The sequence below is a fragment of the Neobacillus sp. BF23-41 genome, assembly GCF_041106275.1.
Genome location: NZ_JBGBPR010000012.1, coordinates 107,409 through 124,211, shown reverse-complemented (window position 1 = coordinate 124,211; position 16,803 = coordinate 107,409). Strand labels below are relative to the sequence as shown.

At 35.5% G+C, this 16,803-nt stretch carries 19 protein-coding genes and 1 pseudogene; 16 read left to right on the top strand and 4 right to left on the bottom strand.

Translation table 11 applies throughout. The features are described from left to right. Window positions 1-12: 12 nt before the first annotated feature. Both paiA and AB7942_RS18575 read left to right on the top strand, forming a co-directional pair. Window positions 13-531, top strand: coding sequence for a spermidine/spermine N(1)-acetyltransferase (paiA, locus tag AB7942_RS18580; protein ID WP_369448037.1), 519 nt, complete (start codon window positions 13-15; stop codon window positions 529-531). Window positions 532-554: 23 nt separating this feature from the next. Then, entirely contained in the window at window positions 555-1,178 is a 624-nt protein-coding gene (locus tag AB7942_RS18575) for an FMN-binding negative transcriptional regulator (RefSeq protein WP_369448036.1), read from the top strand. Between the two features lie 141 nt (window positions 1,179-1,319). Here AB7942_RS18575 and AB7942_RS18570 read toward each other — a convergent pair whose 3' ends face one another. Next, window positions 1,320-1,916, bottom strand: a complete 597-nt coding sequence (locus AB7942_RS18570; RefSeq protein ID WP_369448035.1) for a hypothetical protein — start codon at window positions 1,914-1,916, stop codon at window positions 1,320-1,322. A gap of 483 nt (window positions 1,917-2,399) precedes the next feature. Here AB7942_RS18570 and AB7942_RS18565 point away from each other — a divergent pair, with 483 nt between their 5' ends. Then, entirely contained in the window at window positions 2,400-2,594 is a 195-nt protein-coding gene (locus tag AB7942_RS18565) for a hypothetical protein (protein WP_369448034.1), read from the top strand. A 388-nt stretch (window positions 2,595-2,982) separates the two neighbouring features. Here AB7942_RS18565 and AB7942_RS18560 read toward each other — a convergent pair whose 3' ends face one another. Continuing rightward, window positions 2,983-3,255, bottom strand: coding sequence for a YqhV family protein (locus AB7942_RS18560; protein ID WP_168242978.1), 273 nt, complete (start codon window positions 3,253-3,255; stop codon window positions 2,983-2,985). Between the two features lie 545 nt (window positions 3,256-3,800). On the opposite strand from AB7942_RS18560, the gene AB7942_RS18555 reads away from it, so the two are divergent. The 7 genes from AB7942_RS18555 to AB7942_RS18525 all read left to right on the top strand — a co-directional run bounded on the left by AB7942_RS18555 (window position 3,801) and on the right by AB7942_RS18525 (window position 11,278). Next, window positions 3,801-3,935 carry a BA3454 family stress response protein gene (locus AB7942_RS18555; protein ID WP_098932274.1) on the top strand — a complete coding sequence of 45 codons (135 nt, stop codon included), beginning with the start codon at window positions 3,801-3,803 and terminating at the stop codon, window positions 3,933-3,935. A gap of 42 nt (window positions 3,936-3,977) precedes the next feature. Continuing rightward, a complete protein-coding gene (rpiA, locus tag AB7942_RS18550; RefSeq protein ID WP_369448033.1) occupies window positions 3,978-4,652 on the top strand; it encodes a ribose-5-phosphate isomerase RpiA in 675 nt (224 codons plus the stop codon). A gap of 32 nt (window positions 4,653-4,684) precedes the next feature. Then, window positions 4,685-6,187 (top strand): glucose-6-phosphate dehydrogenase, encoded by a 1,503-nt coding sequence (gene zwf / locus AB7942_RS18545; protein ID WP_335439881.1) that lies wholly within the window; start codon window positions 4,685-4,687, stop codon window positions 6,185-6,187. 22 nt (window positions 6,188-6,209) lie between these two features. Next, window positions 6,210-8,207 (top strand): transketolase, encoded by a 1,998-nt coding sequence (gene tkt / locus AB7942_RS18540; protein ID WP_369448032.1) that lies wholly within the window; start codon window positions 6,210-6,212, stop codon window positions 8,205-8,207. Between the two features lie 48 nt (window positions 8,208-8,255). Then, window positions 8,256-9,149, top strand: coding sequence for a phosphogluconate dehydrogenase (NAD(+)-dependent, decarboxylating) (gnd, locus tag AB7942_RS18535; protein WP_369448031.1), 894 nt, complete (start codon window positions 8,256-8,258; stop codon window positions 9,147-9,149). 33 nt (window positions 9,150-9,182) lie between these two features. After that, window positions 9,183-9,842 carry a fructose-6-phosphate aldolase gene (gene fsa / locus AB7942_RS18530; RefSeq protein WP_369448030.1) on the top strand — a complete coding sequence of 220 codons (660 nt, stop codon included), beginning with the start codon at window positions 9,183-9,185 and terminating at the stop codon, window positions 9,840-9,842. 98 nt (window positions 9,843-9,940) lie between these two features. Beyond that, window positions 9,941-11,278: a glucose-6-phosphate isomerase gene (locus AB7942_RS18525; protein WP_369448029.1), complete on the top strand. Its 1,338-nt coding sequence runs from the start codon at window positions 9,941-9,943 to the stop codon at window positions 11,276-11,278. Between the two features lie 119 nt (window positions 11,279-11,397). Here AB7942_RS18525 and AB7942_RS18520 read toward each other — a convergent pair whose 3' ends face one another. After that, the gene (locus AB7942_RS18520; protein WP_369448028.1) at window positions 11,398-11,892 is read right to left on the bottom strand and encodes a hypothetical protein; all 495 of its coding nucleotides are present in this window, start codon (window positions 11,890-11,892) and stop codon (window positions 11,398-11,400) included. Window positions 11,893-12,125: 233 nt separating this feature from the next. On the opposite strand from AB7942_RS18520, the gene cdaS reads away from it, so the two are divergent. From cdaS to AB7942_RS18505, 3 genes are all read left to right on the top strand, one after another. Then, window positions 12,126-12,749, top strand: a complete 624-nt coding sequence (gene cdaS, locus AB7942_RS18515; protein WP_369448027.1) for a sporulation-specific diadenylate cyclase CdaS — start codon at window positions 12,126-12,128, stop codon at window positions 12,747-12,749. A gap of 36 nt (window positions 12,750-12,785) precedes the next feature. Continuing rightward, entirely contained in the window at window positions 12,786-13,121 is a 336-nt protein-coding gene (locus AB7942_RS18510) for a LysM peptidoglycan-binding domain-containing protein (RefSeq protein WP_369448026.1), read from the top strand. Window positions 13,122-13,486: 365 nt separating this feature from the next. Beyond that, entirely contained in the window at window positions 13,487-13,810 is a 324-nt protein-coding gene (locus AB7942_RS18505) for a 2Fe-2S iron-sulfur cluster-binding protein (RefSeq protein WP_369448025.1), read from the top strand. 302 nt (window positions 13,811-14,112) lie between these two features. Here the strand turns inward: AB7942_RS18505 and AB7942_RS18500 are convergent, their stop codons facing one another. Continuing rightward, window positions 14,113-14,424 carry a winged helix-turn-helix transcriptional regulator gene (locus tag AB7942_RS18500; protein WP_369448024.1) on the bottom strand — a complete coding sequence of 104 codons (312 nt, stop codon included), beginning with the start codon at window positions 14,422-14,424 and terminating at the stop codon, window positions 14,113-14,115. Window positions 14,425-14,769: 345 nt separating this feature from the next. Here AB7942_RS18500 and AB7942_RS18495 point away from each other — a divergent pair. From AB7942_RS18495 to AB7942_RS18485, 3 genes and pseudogenes are all read left to right on the top strand, one after another. Then, window positions 14,770-15,135: pseudogene (locus tag AB7942_RS18495) on the top strand (fructose-bisphosphatase class II); the annotation flags it as partial. A gap of 251 nt (window positions 15,136-15,386) precedes the next feature. After that, entirely contained in the window at window positions 15,387-15,602 is a 216-nt protein-coding gene (locus tag AB7942_RS18490) for a hypothetical protein (RefSeq protein ID WP_369448023.1), read from the top strand. Then, window positions 15,589-16,665, top strand: a complete 1,077-nt coding sequence (locus tag AB7942_RS18485) for a dockerin type I domain-containing protein (protein WP_369448022.1) — start codon at window positions 15,589-15,591, stop codon at window positions 16,663-16,665. Before AB7942_RS18490 ends, AB7942_RS18485 begins: the two co-directional genes overlap by 14 nt. Window positions 16,666-16,803 lie beyond the last annotated feature (138 nt).

The following is a 16,803-nucleotide window of genomic DNA, read 5'->3' as shown; positions in this document are numbered from 1 at the left end:
CGATATATATAAATGACTATAAATATAAAAAAATGTACCCTTGAAGATTTACGCATACTTCAAGAAATTAGTTATGAGACATTTAATGAGACATTTAAGTATCAGAATTCACCCGAAAATATGAATGCCTATTTGGAAAGGGCATTTAACTTAAAACAATTAGAAAAAGAAGTATCCAATATTTCTTCGCAATTCTTTTTTGTTTATTTTAATAATGAAGTCGCTGGATATTTAAAGGTCAATACCAATGATGCTCAGTCTGAAGAAATGGGTGATGAATCACTTGAAATCGAGAGGATTTATATAATGGACAAATTTCAAAAACATGGGCTTGGTAAATATCTGCTAAATAAAGCTATGGAAATTGCGATGGAACGTAATAAAAAGAAAATCTGGCTGGGTGTATGGGGAAAAAATGAAAATGCGATTGCTTTTTATAAGAAAATGGGGTTTGTTCAAACTGGAGCCCACTCTTTTTATATGGGTGATGAAGAACAAGTGGACTTTATATTGACCAAAACACTCATATAACTTTTTTTGAAGGGCGGATTATTATGTATATTCCAAAATATTTTAAGGTAACAAATGTTGATGAAATTTGGGATTTTGTTCAAAAAAACTCTTTTGGCACGATTGTCACAACTGAACAAGGGAAACCAATTGCCACTCATTTGCCTTTGGGGTTAAATAAAAAAGATGATGATTACTATATTACTGGGCATATGGCTTATGGAAATCCTCAGTGGAGAACATTTGAAACCTGTGAAGATGTGCTTGTTATGTTTCAGGGACCGAACGCTTACATTTCTTCTTCTTGGTATGGGAATGAAGAAGTTCCAACATGGAATTATCAAGCCGTCCATGTATATGGTAAAGCAAGCATTTTAGAGAAAGATGAATTAATAGAAGAATTAACAATAATGCTGGAAAAATATGAAGAAAATCGTGAAAATCCTGTTTTATGGGATAAACTTTCTCCTCATCTCTTAGAGAGTGAACTGAAAGGTATAGTTGGATTTAAGATTAAGGTGGGAGAATTTCAGGCTGCATATAAATTAAGTCAGAACCGAAATGAAATGGATTATATTAACATCATTGATAAATTACAAAATGAAGGAAATTCAAATTCGAATCAAATGGCAGAACTGATGGAAAAGAGGTTAAAAAATCACATATAAGCCACTTTTATCCAACCCTTACCATTTTTTCCATCCTTTTTCGTGCCATCCACTTATTCCTTTAGGAAGTGGGTATAGCGAATCCATTATATAAAAGCCCGAAATCATAAGATTTCGGGCTTTACCCATCGGTAATTTGGGTCAGACTCTTCCTTCAAGTATTTGCTTTCGATACTGGACGGCTGTCAGTAATTTATAACCTTTAAGCTTAGCAATCATGTTATCGAGCAGCGCAACCGCCTCTTCCTTTTTCCCATCATAAACAGCTTGATCGACGTCTAACATGTTTAAAAAAAAGGTGTCTGTTATCTTCTCTTTATTTTGTTTGAATGCTTCTATGTCGCCTTCATTAATGGCGATATCCGACAAAACGTACCACTTTGTCTTATGTCCACCCATTTGTGTAAGAAGTTCTTTTGCCTTTCCGTATTGCTTCCGCTCCATCAAGAGCATCAATTCGGAGTTTCGTTTTGATTTTTTGGAACGGATTTTCTCCATCGCTTGTTCCGCTTCCGATAGGTTCCCGTGAAGAAAATGGTAAAGGAATTGCAAATAAGGTGATTTTGATTTTTTTAAGTACGCCATCATCTTTTCGGCATCCTTACCAAATAAAAGCGGGTTTCGAAACATGATAAAAACAAGCACGGCAACCAATACGCCATACATGATCCAGATGGGAACCTGGAAAAATCCCATCAAAAAAGCAAACAGAACGACAAGCAGCAAAAACCAAATCATAGAACCCTCCGTTAACAAGTTATTTTCCTATTTTACCACACTATAATTCGTGGATTAATCAAATAAAGATATCCCATCATCCCTTTAGTTTTTATTAAAAAAATTTACCTAAAGGTATTTAAAATAATAAATTATTCCTATAATGGGGTGTTCGAAAAACTCCGTTTACAGATGAATTTTTTGACAATTAAGAAGGGAGTTTGGTTTTTTTACTTTGCTAATGAAGGGAATTCAATGATACATGAAGTTGGGGTAAATAAGATGGAGGAACTTATAAATGTTTAAATTATTTTTATAGTTGTTTGTAAACATCACCACGGCTACATTTAAGGTACGGTTACTGTGAGAGATACCGCCTTGATAATTCGAAATATTGACAAAATTGAGAACGATTTTGTCGCATTAATCATCATATAATGAACGTAAAGAAGGGAGGGCAAAGATTCAAATAATTCATCAGAACTATGAAAGAAGGTGATGGAAATGTCACTCGCTCACTTTGATGATATTTATGAAATCTGTTGTGGAATGGAAGAGGAAGAACCACTAAGGAAGGTAAAGCTTGCGAAGGAACGGTTAAAACTCATGAAATATCGTATTCCGGATGACTTTCGATGGTGGGAAGAGGCAATTAGAGAGAGTTTAAACGAAAAAGAAAGAGAGGTATTTTATGTCTAAAAAAAATACTAGGTGATCATCCCCCGTTTGTTCCGAATCAAGGAATGATGGAGGATTATTTTTTTGTTGTGGTACTAGTATGCAGAACGGTCCGGGATGGCAATCGTCTATAATGAACAGACTAAAAATGCTAATAACAAATGCAGTAAATGACATTAGACTCCATGTACAAATCGCATGAAAATAATTTCCTCAAGAATAAAATACTTAATTTTAAGACTTTCTTTTTGATCAATGTTTTTTCCTAATGCTACAATTTTGCAACAAAAACCAATGGTGTAAAAGTAACGTATCTAGTCCCTCTATAGATTAATATGCAATTGTTTATTTTTGTTTGTTTTTTCGTGCCATTCCATTTTCTAACCTATAAAGAAACTTAAACGGAAGATTATGATTTTACACCGATAAAAATACAGCCAACTCCGATGAAAATCCAGACTATTTTGGCAAATGAAATATTTCCCGTCAATCCCAGAACACCAATTGTGGTCGTTAAGATGAGAATAATAGGGCCAACGAGTGCTAGAGAACTATTAACTAAAAGGGCCTTTTCAACTGAATTAAACTTAATCATGAGTATAGCTGCAAGTATTTCAATACTTCCTGAAAGTACTCTTAATAAGGCCATTCCCAAAACGGCTATTTCAATAAAAATAAACATATTCTCCTCCTATGTAATACTGTTCATAACTCATCCGTATATGTTTACTATATGAATGAAGGGACAAGAACTTAACGAAATGTATATCTATGGGAACGTCAAAAAAGACAAGATGAAGCCTAACCCCAGTGTGCATAAATCCCTTGGTATCCAAAATATATACCAAACACGATTAATGAAACTCCGGAAACAATAGAGATAGCGATTAGACTCTTGTACATTTTATGAGAAATATTTAGACTCATGCCAAAAAACGAATAACGGCAACCAATACGCCATACATGAACTGGGTAACATAAATTTTTCCCTTAAGAGTTTGTGGCCAATCACTTACCATTGAAATCTTGTAACTGGAGAAAGCTATAAAAAATCTCATAACCTAACTGTAAAAAAAAATAAATATCTTTAATCCGAGATATTTTACTTGACGATAATTCATTCGGAAGATATTATAGGTTACATAAAGTAACTAAACATATTTAAAGTTCCTTGGTGTATAAATGTTATATTAAAATATTTAATTAATATGGATAGGGGTGAAACAAATGATCGAAGTGACTGTGAAATTAAATTATAAAGGAAAATATTATTTAACGAATGTAATTGTTAAAAAGGACACACCTGAAGAACAAATTTTGCATTTCGCACAAGAGCAAATTAAGAAACAATGGTTAAATTAAAAAATGAATCTCCAGACCTTTAAGTGAAAGGGGCAAATGGCCTTGAATGAAAAAAAAGAAGTCGGAGAAAAAGCTGTAGATTATGTGAAAGAAGGAATGATAGTTGGACTTGGAACTGGCTCCACTGTTTTTTATACCATTTCTAAACTTGGGAAATTAGTTCAACAAGGATTTTCTATTAAAGGAATACCTACGTCCAAACAAACGGAAAAATTAGCAATAGATGTAGGAATCCCACTTGTTTCATTAAATGAAATTGATCATATTGATCTAGCCATAGATGGTGCGGATGAAGTGAATCGAGATTTAGACCTTATTAAAGGAGGAGGCGGAGCCCTTTTAAGAGAGAAAATAATCGCGAAAGCAGCTAAAACCTTTATTGTCGTTACAGACTCCCATAAAAATGTAGATACATTAGGAACTTTTCCACTGCCGATAGAAGTGGTCCCATTTGGATATGAGATGACCATAAAGTACATTCGAGAGCTTGGAGGAAATCCAAAGCTGCGGGAAAAGGATGGGAATCCTTTTCTTACCGATAACGGTAACTATATTATAGACAGCAGTTTTCAAGAGATTAAGCATCCAAATGAATTAGAAAAAAATCTGAACCTTATACCTGGTGTGGTTGATAATGGATTATTTATTGGACTTGCTGATGCTGTTATTACCATTATTGATAAAAAACTTGTAACGAATGTCCGAAGATTGATATAAGAGAAAATAGATACGAACATGGGGGAAGCATGATGGAATCAATGACCTTTGTCTTATTTGGAGCAACAGGGGATTTAGCAAAGAGAAAAATTTTCCCTGCTCTATACAATTTATATGTTGATCAAAAATTACCGCAGTCCATTTCTATTATCGGACTCGGACGTGGGGAACTTTCTCAAACTGATTTTCAAGAAAAAGTGAAAGATTCTATCTTGGATTTTTCACGACGCCTAGAACATGAAGCTGCTAATATGGGGGAATTTTTAGATTACTTCCGCTACAGTACATTGGATGTAAATTGTGAAGAAGATTATCAAACATTACTTCAGTTAGTGCAGCAGCGTGAAAAGCAACTACATTTGGAAGAAAATCGCATGTTTTATCTTTCGGTTGCTCCAGATTTTTTTGAAACGATTGCCTTGAACATAAATAGTAGTGGACTTGGTCAGACAACGGGCTGGAAACGGTTGATCATTGAAAAGCCATTTGGCCATGATCTTCAATCTGCACGTGACTTGAATGAACAACTAAGTCGTACCTTTGAGGAAGAAGAAATCTACCGAATCGACCATTACTTAGGAAAACCGATGGTTCAAAACCTTGAAGCCTTAGTATATGCCAACCCCATTCTACAGACGGTTTGGAATAAAGAACATATTGCAAATGTCCAAATTACAGCGAGTGAAACGGTTGGGGTAGAGAAAAGAGCGGGTTATTACGATCAAGCTGGTGCAATTCGTGACATGGTTCAAAACCACATGCTGCAAATTCTAATGATGACAGCTATGGATATGCCTAAAAAAATTAATGCAGCAGAAATTAGACATGAAAAGCGGATGGTCATGGAGTCTCTTCGTCCCTTAAAAGAAAAAGATGTCCAATACGATATTGTCCGCGGCCAATACATTTCAGGAGAGGTAAACAGTCAAAAGGTTCCAAGCTACTTAGAAGAGCCAGGGGTAAATTCTTATTCCAAGACAGATACATTTGTTGCTGCCCGTTTGTGGATCGATCATCCATCATGGACTGGGGTTCCCTTTTACATCCGTACAGGAAAAAGAATGAAGGAAAAATCAACTAGGATTGTAATTGAATTTAAAAATAAGGAAAACCAACAATATAAAAATAATCAAATTAATCCTAACTTATTAATTATAGAAATCAATCCTAATGAAAATATTTCCTTACAATTAAACAGTAAAAACCCATTGAATAATGGAAAGGTTACGCCAATTAGGATTAATTTTTCTAATGATCAAATAGGATTAGGAGTGCCTGAAGCGTACGAAAGACTAATATATGATGCTTTTAATGGGGATTCTACCTTCTTTGCTCATTGGAAAGAAGTTGAATTGTCATGGGAATGGGTTCAGCCGATTCTTAATGTATTTGAGAATAACCTAGTACCGCTTCATGAATATCAGTCAGGTTCCTACGGTCCCGCTGCGTCTGATTCCTTGCTCTTGGAAAATGGCTTTAAATGGTGGCTGGATGAAAATCTTTATGAAAGCAAGACAAAGGTAATACAAAACTAAGAACCCTCAGGAGGGACTATAAATGTCACATACCACTGATAATCTATCTGTTACTACTATAAGAACTTTATCTATTGATGCCATTAATGCAGCAAATTCAGGTCATCCTGGTCTCCCGATGGGTGCAGCGCCAATGACATATGCATTATGGGCAAAGCATCTGAATCACAATCCTGAAAACCCAAAATGGTTTAACCGCGACAGATTTGTCTTATCTGCGGGACATGGATCAAGTTTGCTGTATAGCATGCTGCATTTAGCTGGCTACAATGTCACTATTGATGATTTGAAAAATTTTCGAAAGTTAAATAGCAGAACACCAGGGCATCCTGAATTCGGTCATACAGCTGGCGTAGAGGCAACTACAGGTCCATTAGGGCAAGGGATTGCGAATGCTGTTGGTATGGCGATGGCAGAAGCTCATTTAGCAGCAAAGTTCAATAAAGAAGGGCACCCGGTAATTGATCACTACACCTATGCGTTAGTCGGGGATGGCGACTTAATGGAAGGTATTTCCTATGAAGCCATGTCGATGGCAGGCCATATGAAACTTGGGAAGCTAGTTGTTTTATATGATTCAAATGATATATCACTGGATGGGGAATTAAACGCTTCATTCTCTGAAAATATCGAGAAAAGAACAGAATCAGCAAACTGGCACTATTTGAGAGTGGAAGATGGAAATGACCTTGAAGCCATTTCTAATGCAATCGAAGCAGCCAAACAAAAAACAGACCAGCCAAGTTTGATTGAAATCAGAACGATTATTGGATATGGCAGTCCAAAGGTAGCAGGAACTAATAAAGCACATGGTGCACCACTGGGAGCTGAAGAAGGAAAAGCAACAAAACAAGCCTATAACTGGCTCTATGAAAAAGATTTCTTTGTACCAGAAGAAGTAAAGGAAAACTTTGCGCAATTAAAACGTAAGGGAATCGATACTGAACAAAACTGGAATAACTTATACCAATCTTATAAGCAAGCATATCCAGAGTTAGCTGATCAATTAACAGATGCCATAAATGGAAAAGTTCTTATTGATACAAAAGATTTATTAACGTTTGAAACTGGGAAAAGTATATCAACACGAGTTGCAAGCGGAGATGCAATCAACCATTATGTGAAATCTGTGCCAGCAATCTTTGGTGGGAGTGCAGATCTTTCTCATTCTACAATGACAGAAATTAAAGGTGAACAAATGTACGCGGTAGAATCATACGGTGCACGTAATGTTTACTTCGGTGTCCGTGAACACGCTATGGGAGCTGCTGCTAATGGTATGGCCTATCATGGAGGTGTGAAACCTTTTGTAAGTACATTCTTTGTTTTTAATGATTATCTGCGACCATCAATCCGCCTTGCTGCATTATCTAAACTTCCAGTGATTTATGTATTTACACATGATTCCATCGCAGTAGGTGAGGATGGTCCAACACATGAACCGGTTGAACATTTGGCTGCACTTCGATCCATACCAGGATTAACGGTGATAAGACCAACCGATGCAAATGAAACAGCTAGTGCTTGGGCGTATGCTCTTCAGCAAACTGATGGTCCGGTTGCCTTGATCCTAAGCCGTCAAAACTTACCAGTGTTTAATGAAACAAAAGCAAATATAGAGAACCTTTCTAAAGGTGCCTATGTTTTGGATGAGACAAATTCAAATCCAGATGTCATTTTAATAGCTACCGGTTCCGAAGTATCCCTGGCCGTAAATGCAAAGACCGAACTTGAAAAAGAAAAAATATCGGTCCGTATCGTTTCTATGCCAAGTTGGGAATTATTTAGTCATCAATCAGCAGAATATAAACAAAAGGTACTTCCTTCTTCTCAATCTAAACGTGTTGCCATTGAAATGGGGATCTCACTTGGATGGGAACGATTTGTTGGATTTGAAGGAAAAATCTTATCCATAGAAACATTTGGTGCTTCAGGTGATGGAGCTGCAGTCATGAAGGAATTTGGTTTTACAACGGATAATATAGTACGAATCACGAAAAGTGTCTTAAATCCTTCTTAAGAAGGTTAGTTAACAAAATAAATATTCAAACTGTTGGAGGGAAACATAATGAAGGTTGGACTTATTGGGTTAGGAAAAATGGGATTAAATTTAGGACAAAATTTATTGGATCACCATCACGAAGTGGTAGCATTTGATGTGAATCCAAGTGCAGTCGAAAATATGAAGCAATATGGAGCAACTGGTGTTTCAAGTTATAAAGAACTCATCCAGTCTTTGGATCATCCAAGAATTGTATGGATTATGGTCCCACATGCAGTGGTTGATTCCGTTATCGGTGAAATTTTACCCTATTTGGAAAAAGGAGATATTGTCGTTGAAGCAGGTAATTCTCACTATAAGGAATCGATTCAACGCTACAATGAATTAAAGGAAATAGGCGTGAGATTTATGGATGCGGGTACTTCAGGCGGTATGGAAGGGGCTCGAAATGGAGCTTGTTATATGATCGGCGGGGATCCTGAAGCTTGGGAAGTGGTCCAACCCCTTTTCAAAAATACAGCTGTAGAGAATGGTTTCTTATATGCGGGCAAAGCAGGCAGCGGGCATTTCTTAAAGATGGTTCATAATGGAATCGAATATGCCATGATGGCTGCCATTGGAGAAGGCTTTGAGGTCCTGGAAAAAAGTGAATTTGATTTTGATTACGAAAAGGTCGCAAGAGTTTGGAATAATGGTTCCGTTATTCGTTCATGGCTGATGGAATTAACAGAAAATGCATTCTCAAAATATCCAAATTTGGATGAAATTAAAGGGATTATGCATTCCTCAGGTGAAGGTAAATGGACAGTAGAGGCAGCATTAGACCTTAAAACCGCAACACCAGTCATTGCCATGTCATTATTAATGCGTTATCGCTCCCTGGAAGATGATACCTTTACAGGAAAAGTTGTAGCCGCACTAAGGAATGAATTCGGCGGACATACTGTCGAAAAAAACTAAAAATATTATTTAATAAAAAATGAGGGAATAGAGATGAAATTTTTTATCGATACTGCAAATCTAGATGAAATTAAAAAAGCTTATAAAATAGGTGTGTTATCAGGTGTAACAACCAACCCTTCTTTAGTTGCTAAAGAAGGCGTGAAATTCGAAGATCGTATCGCAGAAATCCTAAATGCAGTTCCAGAAGTTGAGTCAGTTTCTGCCGAAGTAACGCCTAATGCATTAATAGCGGATCAAATGATTGCGGAAGCAAACGAGCTTATTAAAATCAATGGCGGTGATAAAAATATTACCATCAAACTTCCAATGACGTTAGATGGGTTAGAAGCTTGCCGCTATTTAACAAAAAAAGGTGTTAAAACAAATGTAACTTTAATTTTTAGTGTTAATCAGGCATTGCTAGCTGCACGTGCAGGAGCTACTTATGTTTCGCCATTCTTAGGACGTCTAGATGATATTAATGAAGATGGTGTAGAACTAGTCGCAAAAATTGCTGAGATGTTCCGTGTTCAAAATTTAGATTCTCAAATCATTGCAGCTTCTGTTCGTCATCCTGACCATGTTACCCGTGTGGCAATGGCAGGAGCACATATTGCAACCATTCCATTTAAGGTCATTGAGCAACTATCAAAACATCCGTTAACAGACCAAGGAATTGAAAAATTTGCTGCTGATTGGAAAACTGTCTAAAATTTGCAAAAAAATTAAAGGGCGTTACCATTTATCCTTGCTAGGCAAGGTAATAACGCCCTTGAACATTATTTAAATATAAAAGAGGAGAACCAATAATGGCTATTACTTTTGATTATTCTAATGCACTATCTTTCATTCAGCAGCATGAAGTGGATTATTTAGGAGAATTTGTGAAAACAGCACATGACATGCTCCACGAGAAAAAAGGACCGGGGTCTGAATATCTTGGATGGGTAGATTTACCATATAATTACGATAAAGAAGAATTTGCTCGAATCAAAGCTGCTGCTGAAAGAATTCGCAGTAATTCAGATGCTTTGATTGTAATCGGTATCGGAGGCTCTTATCTTGGTGCAAGAGCTGCGATTGAAGCATTATCTCATACCTTCCATAATCAAATGGATGACAAAACAGAAATTTATTTTGCAGGACAAAATATCAGTGCTACCTATATCTCACACTTATTTGATGTACTGAAAGACAAAGATATATCAGTCAATGTGATTTCAAAATCAGGTACAACAACAGAGCCTGCCATTGCGTTCCGTAGTTTCCGTGATTATATGGAGAAAAAGTATGGAAAAGAAGAAGCTAGAAAACGTATTTATGCCACAACGGATCGTGCTAAAGGAGCTTTAAAAACACTTGCTGATGAGGAAGGATACGAAACCTTTGTCATACCTGATGATGTTGGCGGCAGATACTCTGTGTTAACCGCAGTAGGATTATTACCGATTGCAACTGCAGGCTTAGATATTGATAAAATGATGGCTGGGGCTGCTGCGGCTGCGGATAAGTATAGTAATCCGAACTTGGCAGAAAATCAAAGTTATCAGTATGCTGCAGTTAGGAATGCTCTCTACCGAAAAGGAAAATCGATTGAGCTTCTAGTGAATTTTGAACCATCCCTTCATTATGTATCAGAATGGTGGAAACAGTTATTTGGTGAAAGTGAAGGAAAGGACCAAAAAGGTCTCTATCCTGCTTCTGTCGATTTCACCACGGATCTTCATTCGATGGGACAATATGTCCAAGAAGGACGCCGTGACCTTATTGAGACTGTTGTATCTATAAAAGAGCCTAAACTAGACATTACCCTTGGGGAAGAGGATTCTGATCTGGATGGATTGAATTATTTAGCTGGGAAGACCATGGACTATGTTAATAAGAATGCGGCACAAGGTACAGTTTTAGCCCATGTGGATGGTGGAGTTCCCAATCTATCTGTCGAGCTGGATCAATTAAATGAGTATACCTTCGGTGAGATGGTTTATTTCTTCGAAAAAGCATGTGGAATCAGCGGCTTGCTCATGGGAGTAAATCCTTTTGACCAGCCAGGTGTTGAAGCTTATAAGAAGAACATGTTTGCACTCCTTGGAAAACCAGGTTATGAAGCAGAAAGAGAAGAATTACAAAAACGGATTTCTAAATAATTGATTGTTAGCACCCTTGTCTCAGATAAGGGTGTTTTAATATATTCAAGTATGAAACAATTCGAAAAAAGGGAGAGAAGCCAATTACGATAGGCTTCTCTCCCTTATGAATGCTATAACTAAGCTATATGCTCCTTTCTAATCGTGAATTTTATATCTTCATCACTGACATTTAATAATCTTTCTAGCACAGCTAGTTTAGCCTTTACTTCCTTGATTTCAAATCCAGTAACGACATTTAATTTTTTTAGGTTATTGATCATTTCTGAGACCAATTGTTTAAAAGTTTGTGAATCAAGCAATAAATAATGAATTAATTCAATAGCTGCTTCTTTTTCTTGTTTATTTTTGATGGCAAAAATACTTTGGACATCAGGCTCTAATACGAAAAGAGATTGTAAATCTTCAGAAATTCTTATACTAACGTAACTTTTCTTTGTTCCATAATATTCATTATCCCTAATCCGAATTAAATGCAAACCTATCATAAATTCATAAAAAGGAGTGTTCTTATAAAGAGAACGAAACCCATTAATGTTAATATTTGATTTTTCTTCAATAAAAATTTCTTTTTCAAATCTTGTTTGAATTACTTTTGATTCTAACATATTCATTTTCCATACCTCGCTTCTAAAATAATATTATATTAAAAGTAACATGTATACTTTTGGTAACCTAAATACATTATAGTAAATATGAATAAATAAATCAATTAAAGTTGCGTGAGATTTGTCGTAATGCACATTAATATTTTAAAAACAACAAACTACTACTATTTCTAACAAGTACGATAAATAAAAAATGCTGGAAATAAAGTCTTTTAGCTAATAGTTGGAGGAATATCTACATGGAGAGTAATTGTGATTTTTCACCATTAAAGCAAAATTTGGAGGATGGTATTAAAAATATAATTGATTTACTCCAAACCAATTTAAATGTCCTAGGTAACGAAAACCACTGTGTATTAGGGAGTTTAGAGGATGTAAAAGAACATCTAATAAAAATTGAATCCATGGCGGCTTCCTTTTATTTAAATTGTTACTTATCGTCCTTTACAGATACATATGATGATTTATCTGTTGCTGCTCAAATCCTATCGAAACAAAAACATGGTGCACTTATTGTAGTTGAACGTAGTGATTCTGTTGACACCATTATACAAAAGGGAACAACAATAGGAGCTCTTGTAACACCAAAATTATTGGAATCCATTTTTTATCCTGGGAACCCATTACATGATGGAGCTGTTTTAATACGGGGAAATACCGTCGACTCAGCAGCAAATGTTCTCCCGCTGACAACTGTAGTAACTGGAGATAAGAAACTTGGAACACGCCATCGTGCTGCCCTAGGAATATCCCAAAAAAGCGATGCACTTGCTCTTGTTGTTTCTGAAGAAACGGGTAAAATTTCATTTGCGTTAGATGGGAAACTATATCCTATAAACACAAGAAACCCTATTTTGTTTTAATGCCTGAGAATGATTTAAAAAAAAGGAGATAAATTTATGGTAAAAAAATTTAAATGGTTATTTATTTCAGTTTGTATCATTTTGTTGACCCCAAGTTTGACAAATGCACAAGTCATTCATGAAGTGAAATATGGAGATAGCTTAGGTAAAATATCTAAACAATATAAAATTAATAAAGACGAACTTGCAAAGCTAAATGGTTTAGCTAAAAATATGGGACTAGTTCTTGGGCAGGCAATGTTAATACCGGGTTCCACCTACATAGTGCAGCCGGGAGACAGTATTTGGGAGATTGCAAAACGACATGCAATTAGTGAAGAAACTTTAATGAACCAAAATGGGTTGAAAAATAGAGTTATTGTTCCTGGGTAAAAATTGAGTATCCCCCGTCCACCAAAAATGGATATTTGGGCTGGAACCTACTTTGTTCCAAAAGATAAGAATGCGAATACCTGGATGATTAATAATTATAAAAGTACTCTCTCGGGGATTTTTGTGTTTGAGTATAAACCTGATGTACAAGGCAATTTGATTGAGGTGCAGGAGAATCAAGCACATAAAATCGCTTGGGAAAAGAATCTGACTCGAAGTTGAAGCAAAACAGGTACAGTTAGAAAAATTGTTAAATGTACAAATTGAAAATGTTAAATTTCATATCGAAATGAAAGCTTAAGTTGTATTACAATCAAAGGACTCTTTTAAGATAAATTCAAACTTTATTTTGTGGGGGAATAGAAATGTCCAAAATCACTGTTCTTGGATATGGAACTTTTGAAGTTGAAAAAGGAAGAAAGCTGGTACTAGCATTAGAAGACAACGGTGTAAATATCCTCCACCAATGTGGAGGAAAAGCAAAATGTACAACTTGTAGAGTTGAAATAACAGGTGGTGAATTTTGCGTCGAAACAACTACTGAAAAAAACGCCTTTAATAAGAAGGGAATTTTTGATGATAATTTACGACTATCTTGTCAAGTTCGAATAGATGGAGATGTAGAAATTATCCCAATTATGACGTTGGAAAATTCCGGAATGGAACCAGGGCCAAGACCAGATGAATGAAATGATTAATTGTAGTTATGTTTAAATAAATCAAAAGAATAAATTTATAAAATGGGAGAGGTAAAGAGTGTTTACGCACATACTGCCATATTGTCTCATGAATGAATTGAAGTGGAGGATGTGGCTGTTGCCACGGTAAAATTTAAAAATGGCGGTGAACCATTGTTGGAACTACAGCTGCTTAACTTCCGCATTACTTGCAGGAGGAGCTTATGCTCATATCGCTAATTTGATTCAGAGCTATGGTGATTAATATAAAAATACAGTAAAAAACCTCTCCATAAATTAGAGAGGTTTTTAATTTACAACCATTTATCTGCCCATTCTTCTAAAGCTTTGAGTGATCGTCCAAGTTCTGTCCCTTTTTTGGTTAAAGAATATTCGGTCCTAACAGGACGGTCAGCAATTACATTTCGTAACACAATTCCAGTGTCCTCGAGCTCTTTCATGCGTTCATTTAATACTCTTTTACTTAAATCTGGTATAAAGGAATGGATTTCACTAAATCTTTTTGGTTCCTCCATTAATGTATGGATAATCAATCCTATCCATTTTTTTCCCATAATATGATAGCACTCTTCAACCTTGCTGCATAATTTATTTTCTTTATCCATTCACAAATACCCCCAAATAGTATCTTGGTTATTTTTAATAACTGTATATTTATAATAGCAAACCTAGTGATTAAAATAAAGTATTAACTGGAACAATATTACCAATTAGGTCGAAATCGCGCTTTTTTTGTTCACGGATTTGACACAAATAAATTGACAATAGAAATTTTAATAGTAATTATGGTTACATAAAGTTACCTAGTTATTAATTAAATTAACTTATAAAACTAGAATTGGAGTAAAATTTTTTATAAAAATATCTTAATTCTAGATTATTAAATTTGAGAATAATGAAAATGAAATAAATTACAGGAATCATTTTTACAAAACAGGGAGGCAGTAAAAATGGATAGAAATTTATCAATGGAACTCGTTCGAGTAACCGAAGCTGCAGCACTAGCTGCCGGACGGTGGATGGGCAGAGGAAAGAAAGAAGAAGCAGATGCAGCCGCTACACAAGCCATGAGAGAAATGTTTAATTCAATTTCAATGAGAGGAACGGTTGTTATTGGAGAAGGTGAAATGGATGAAGCACCGATGTTGTATATTGGAGAACAACTAGGAACATGTAATGGGACAGAAGTGGATATTGCCGTAGATCCATTGGAAGGAACCAATATTGTTGCTGCAGGTTCTTCGAATGCTCTTGCTATCATTGCAGTAGCAGAGAGGGGTAATTTATTGCACGCACCTGATATGTATATGGAAAAGACCTCAGAATATCAAATTCCATTTCATGTTCGCTATTCTAAACCTGGTTTCGAAAAACTAACATTTTATAAACATGCCATAACGAATGACCTTAGTAATTTTCATCCGTAAATCGAGCCGTTTACACCAGTTAGTTTCAAGTTAAATAGCGGAATGAAAACGATTGATGTCGTTGTTAGTGACTTAAATGGGAAACCAATTGGTTACTATGGACCTATAATTTAGAGGAGGCTGCCGTTGATACTGAATATATGATATTTTTCGGATTTACAGGCGAGGTAAAATATTTTACCGGTGATCCTAATAGACCTTTATCACTCGAATATGAATCACTTAAAGAAGGGAAGTACATTGTTTCATATATTGGTACAGGTGTAGATGGTAAAACATATAAAATTGATAATGACATGGTGATCGATAATACAGCTCCAACTGTAGCAAACGAATATCGCAATGTACACGTATGATTATGCGACTGCAGGAAACCCGACTTTCCCAGACTTTACGATTATCAATAAAGGGACCAAGTATGCAACCTTAAAACCGGAAACAAAGGGAGTAAGTCTTGGATCAGAGTTTGTCAATACATTTACAGTTCATAACGCTAAGGATTTAACAAGTGCGAATGTAATGATCGATATTCCGAATTTCTATAACGTTGTTGACGTTAAACCATCACAACAATTAGAGAATTTGGCAAAGAAAAATAATTGGAATATTCGTGTTGCAAAGCCAGAAATAACAAAAGACTTATGGTCAAATCTTGTAACGTTCGCTGTAGATATTTCTGACAAAAAAACGAAATTACCAGTTTCAATTGATGGTGATATTAATTTGTTAGATATTAATTTAAAAGTGATTGATGATCATAATTACTCCATAGAAAGTGGATTCAGGTATCAAGAATCATCTTATCAAACACGTTCTGGTAGTAAGTTTACTTTACCAACCTTTGCAGATCGATTTAAATTCACCTCTCAGCATTCAATGTTAGAGGGTTACTATCATGGTGAAGCTGTAAACTTTGAAAATTATGATCTAGACTATTCGAAGATTGGTGTAAATGCTTATCTTGTTGATAAAAAAGGTAAAAAATATAGTGCATCTATCTCAGAAAATGGTTATATGACGATCACAGATATTCCTGCAGTTACGGATGAATATACATTGGTGGTCAATATTCCAGGGCATTACCAATACAACAAAAAGATACAATTAAGTAGAACCATTGATGGAAAAGTACAAGGAGGTATTTACTATAGCTTGTATACGGATACAGCCGCCGCAGGAGATATTAACGGAGATAATGTAATTGACATTTATGATGCGAAGCTTGTTGCAAATAATGCAGGAAATACGGGAGAAAGAAAAAAAGAAGATCTTAACAAAGACGGGGTTATTGACATTATTGACTTTAACTATATTGAAAAGAATTTTATGACAACAAATCCATATATCTCAACTTCGAATAAGCCAGTTGAAAAAATGGGTAATCTTACTCTAAAAGAATTAAAAACACGTTTTAATTAATAATTGAGTCCTATAAAGAAAAATCCCTTCAGTTGAAAGTTCCTGCAGGGATTTTTACATTTAAGGTACGGTTACAATGAGAGATACCGCTTTGATAATTCAAAATATTGGCAAAATTGAGAACGATTTTGCGCTTTA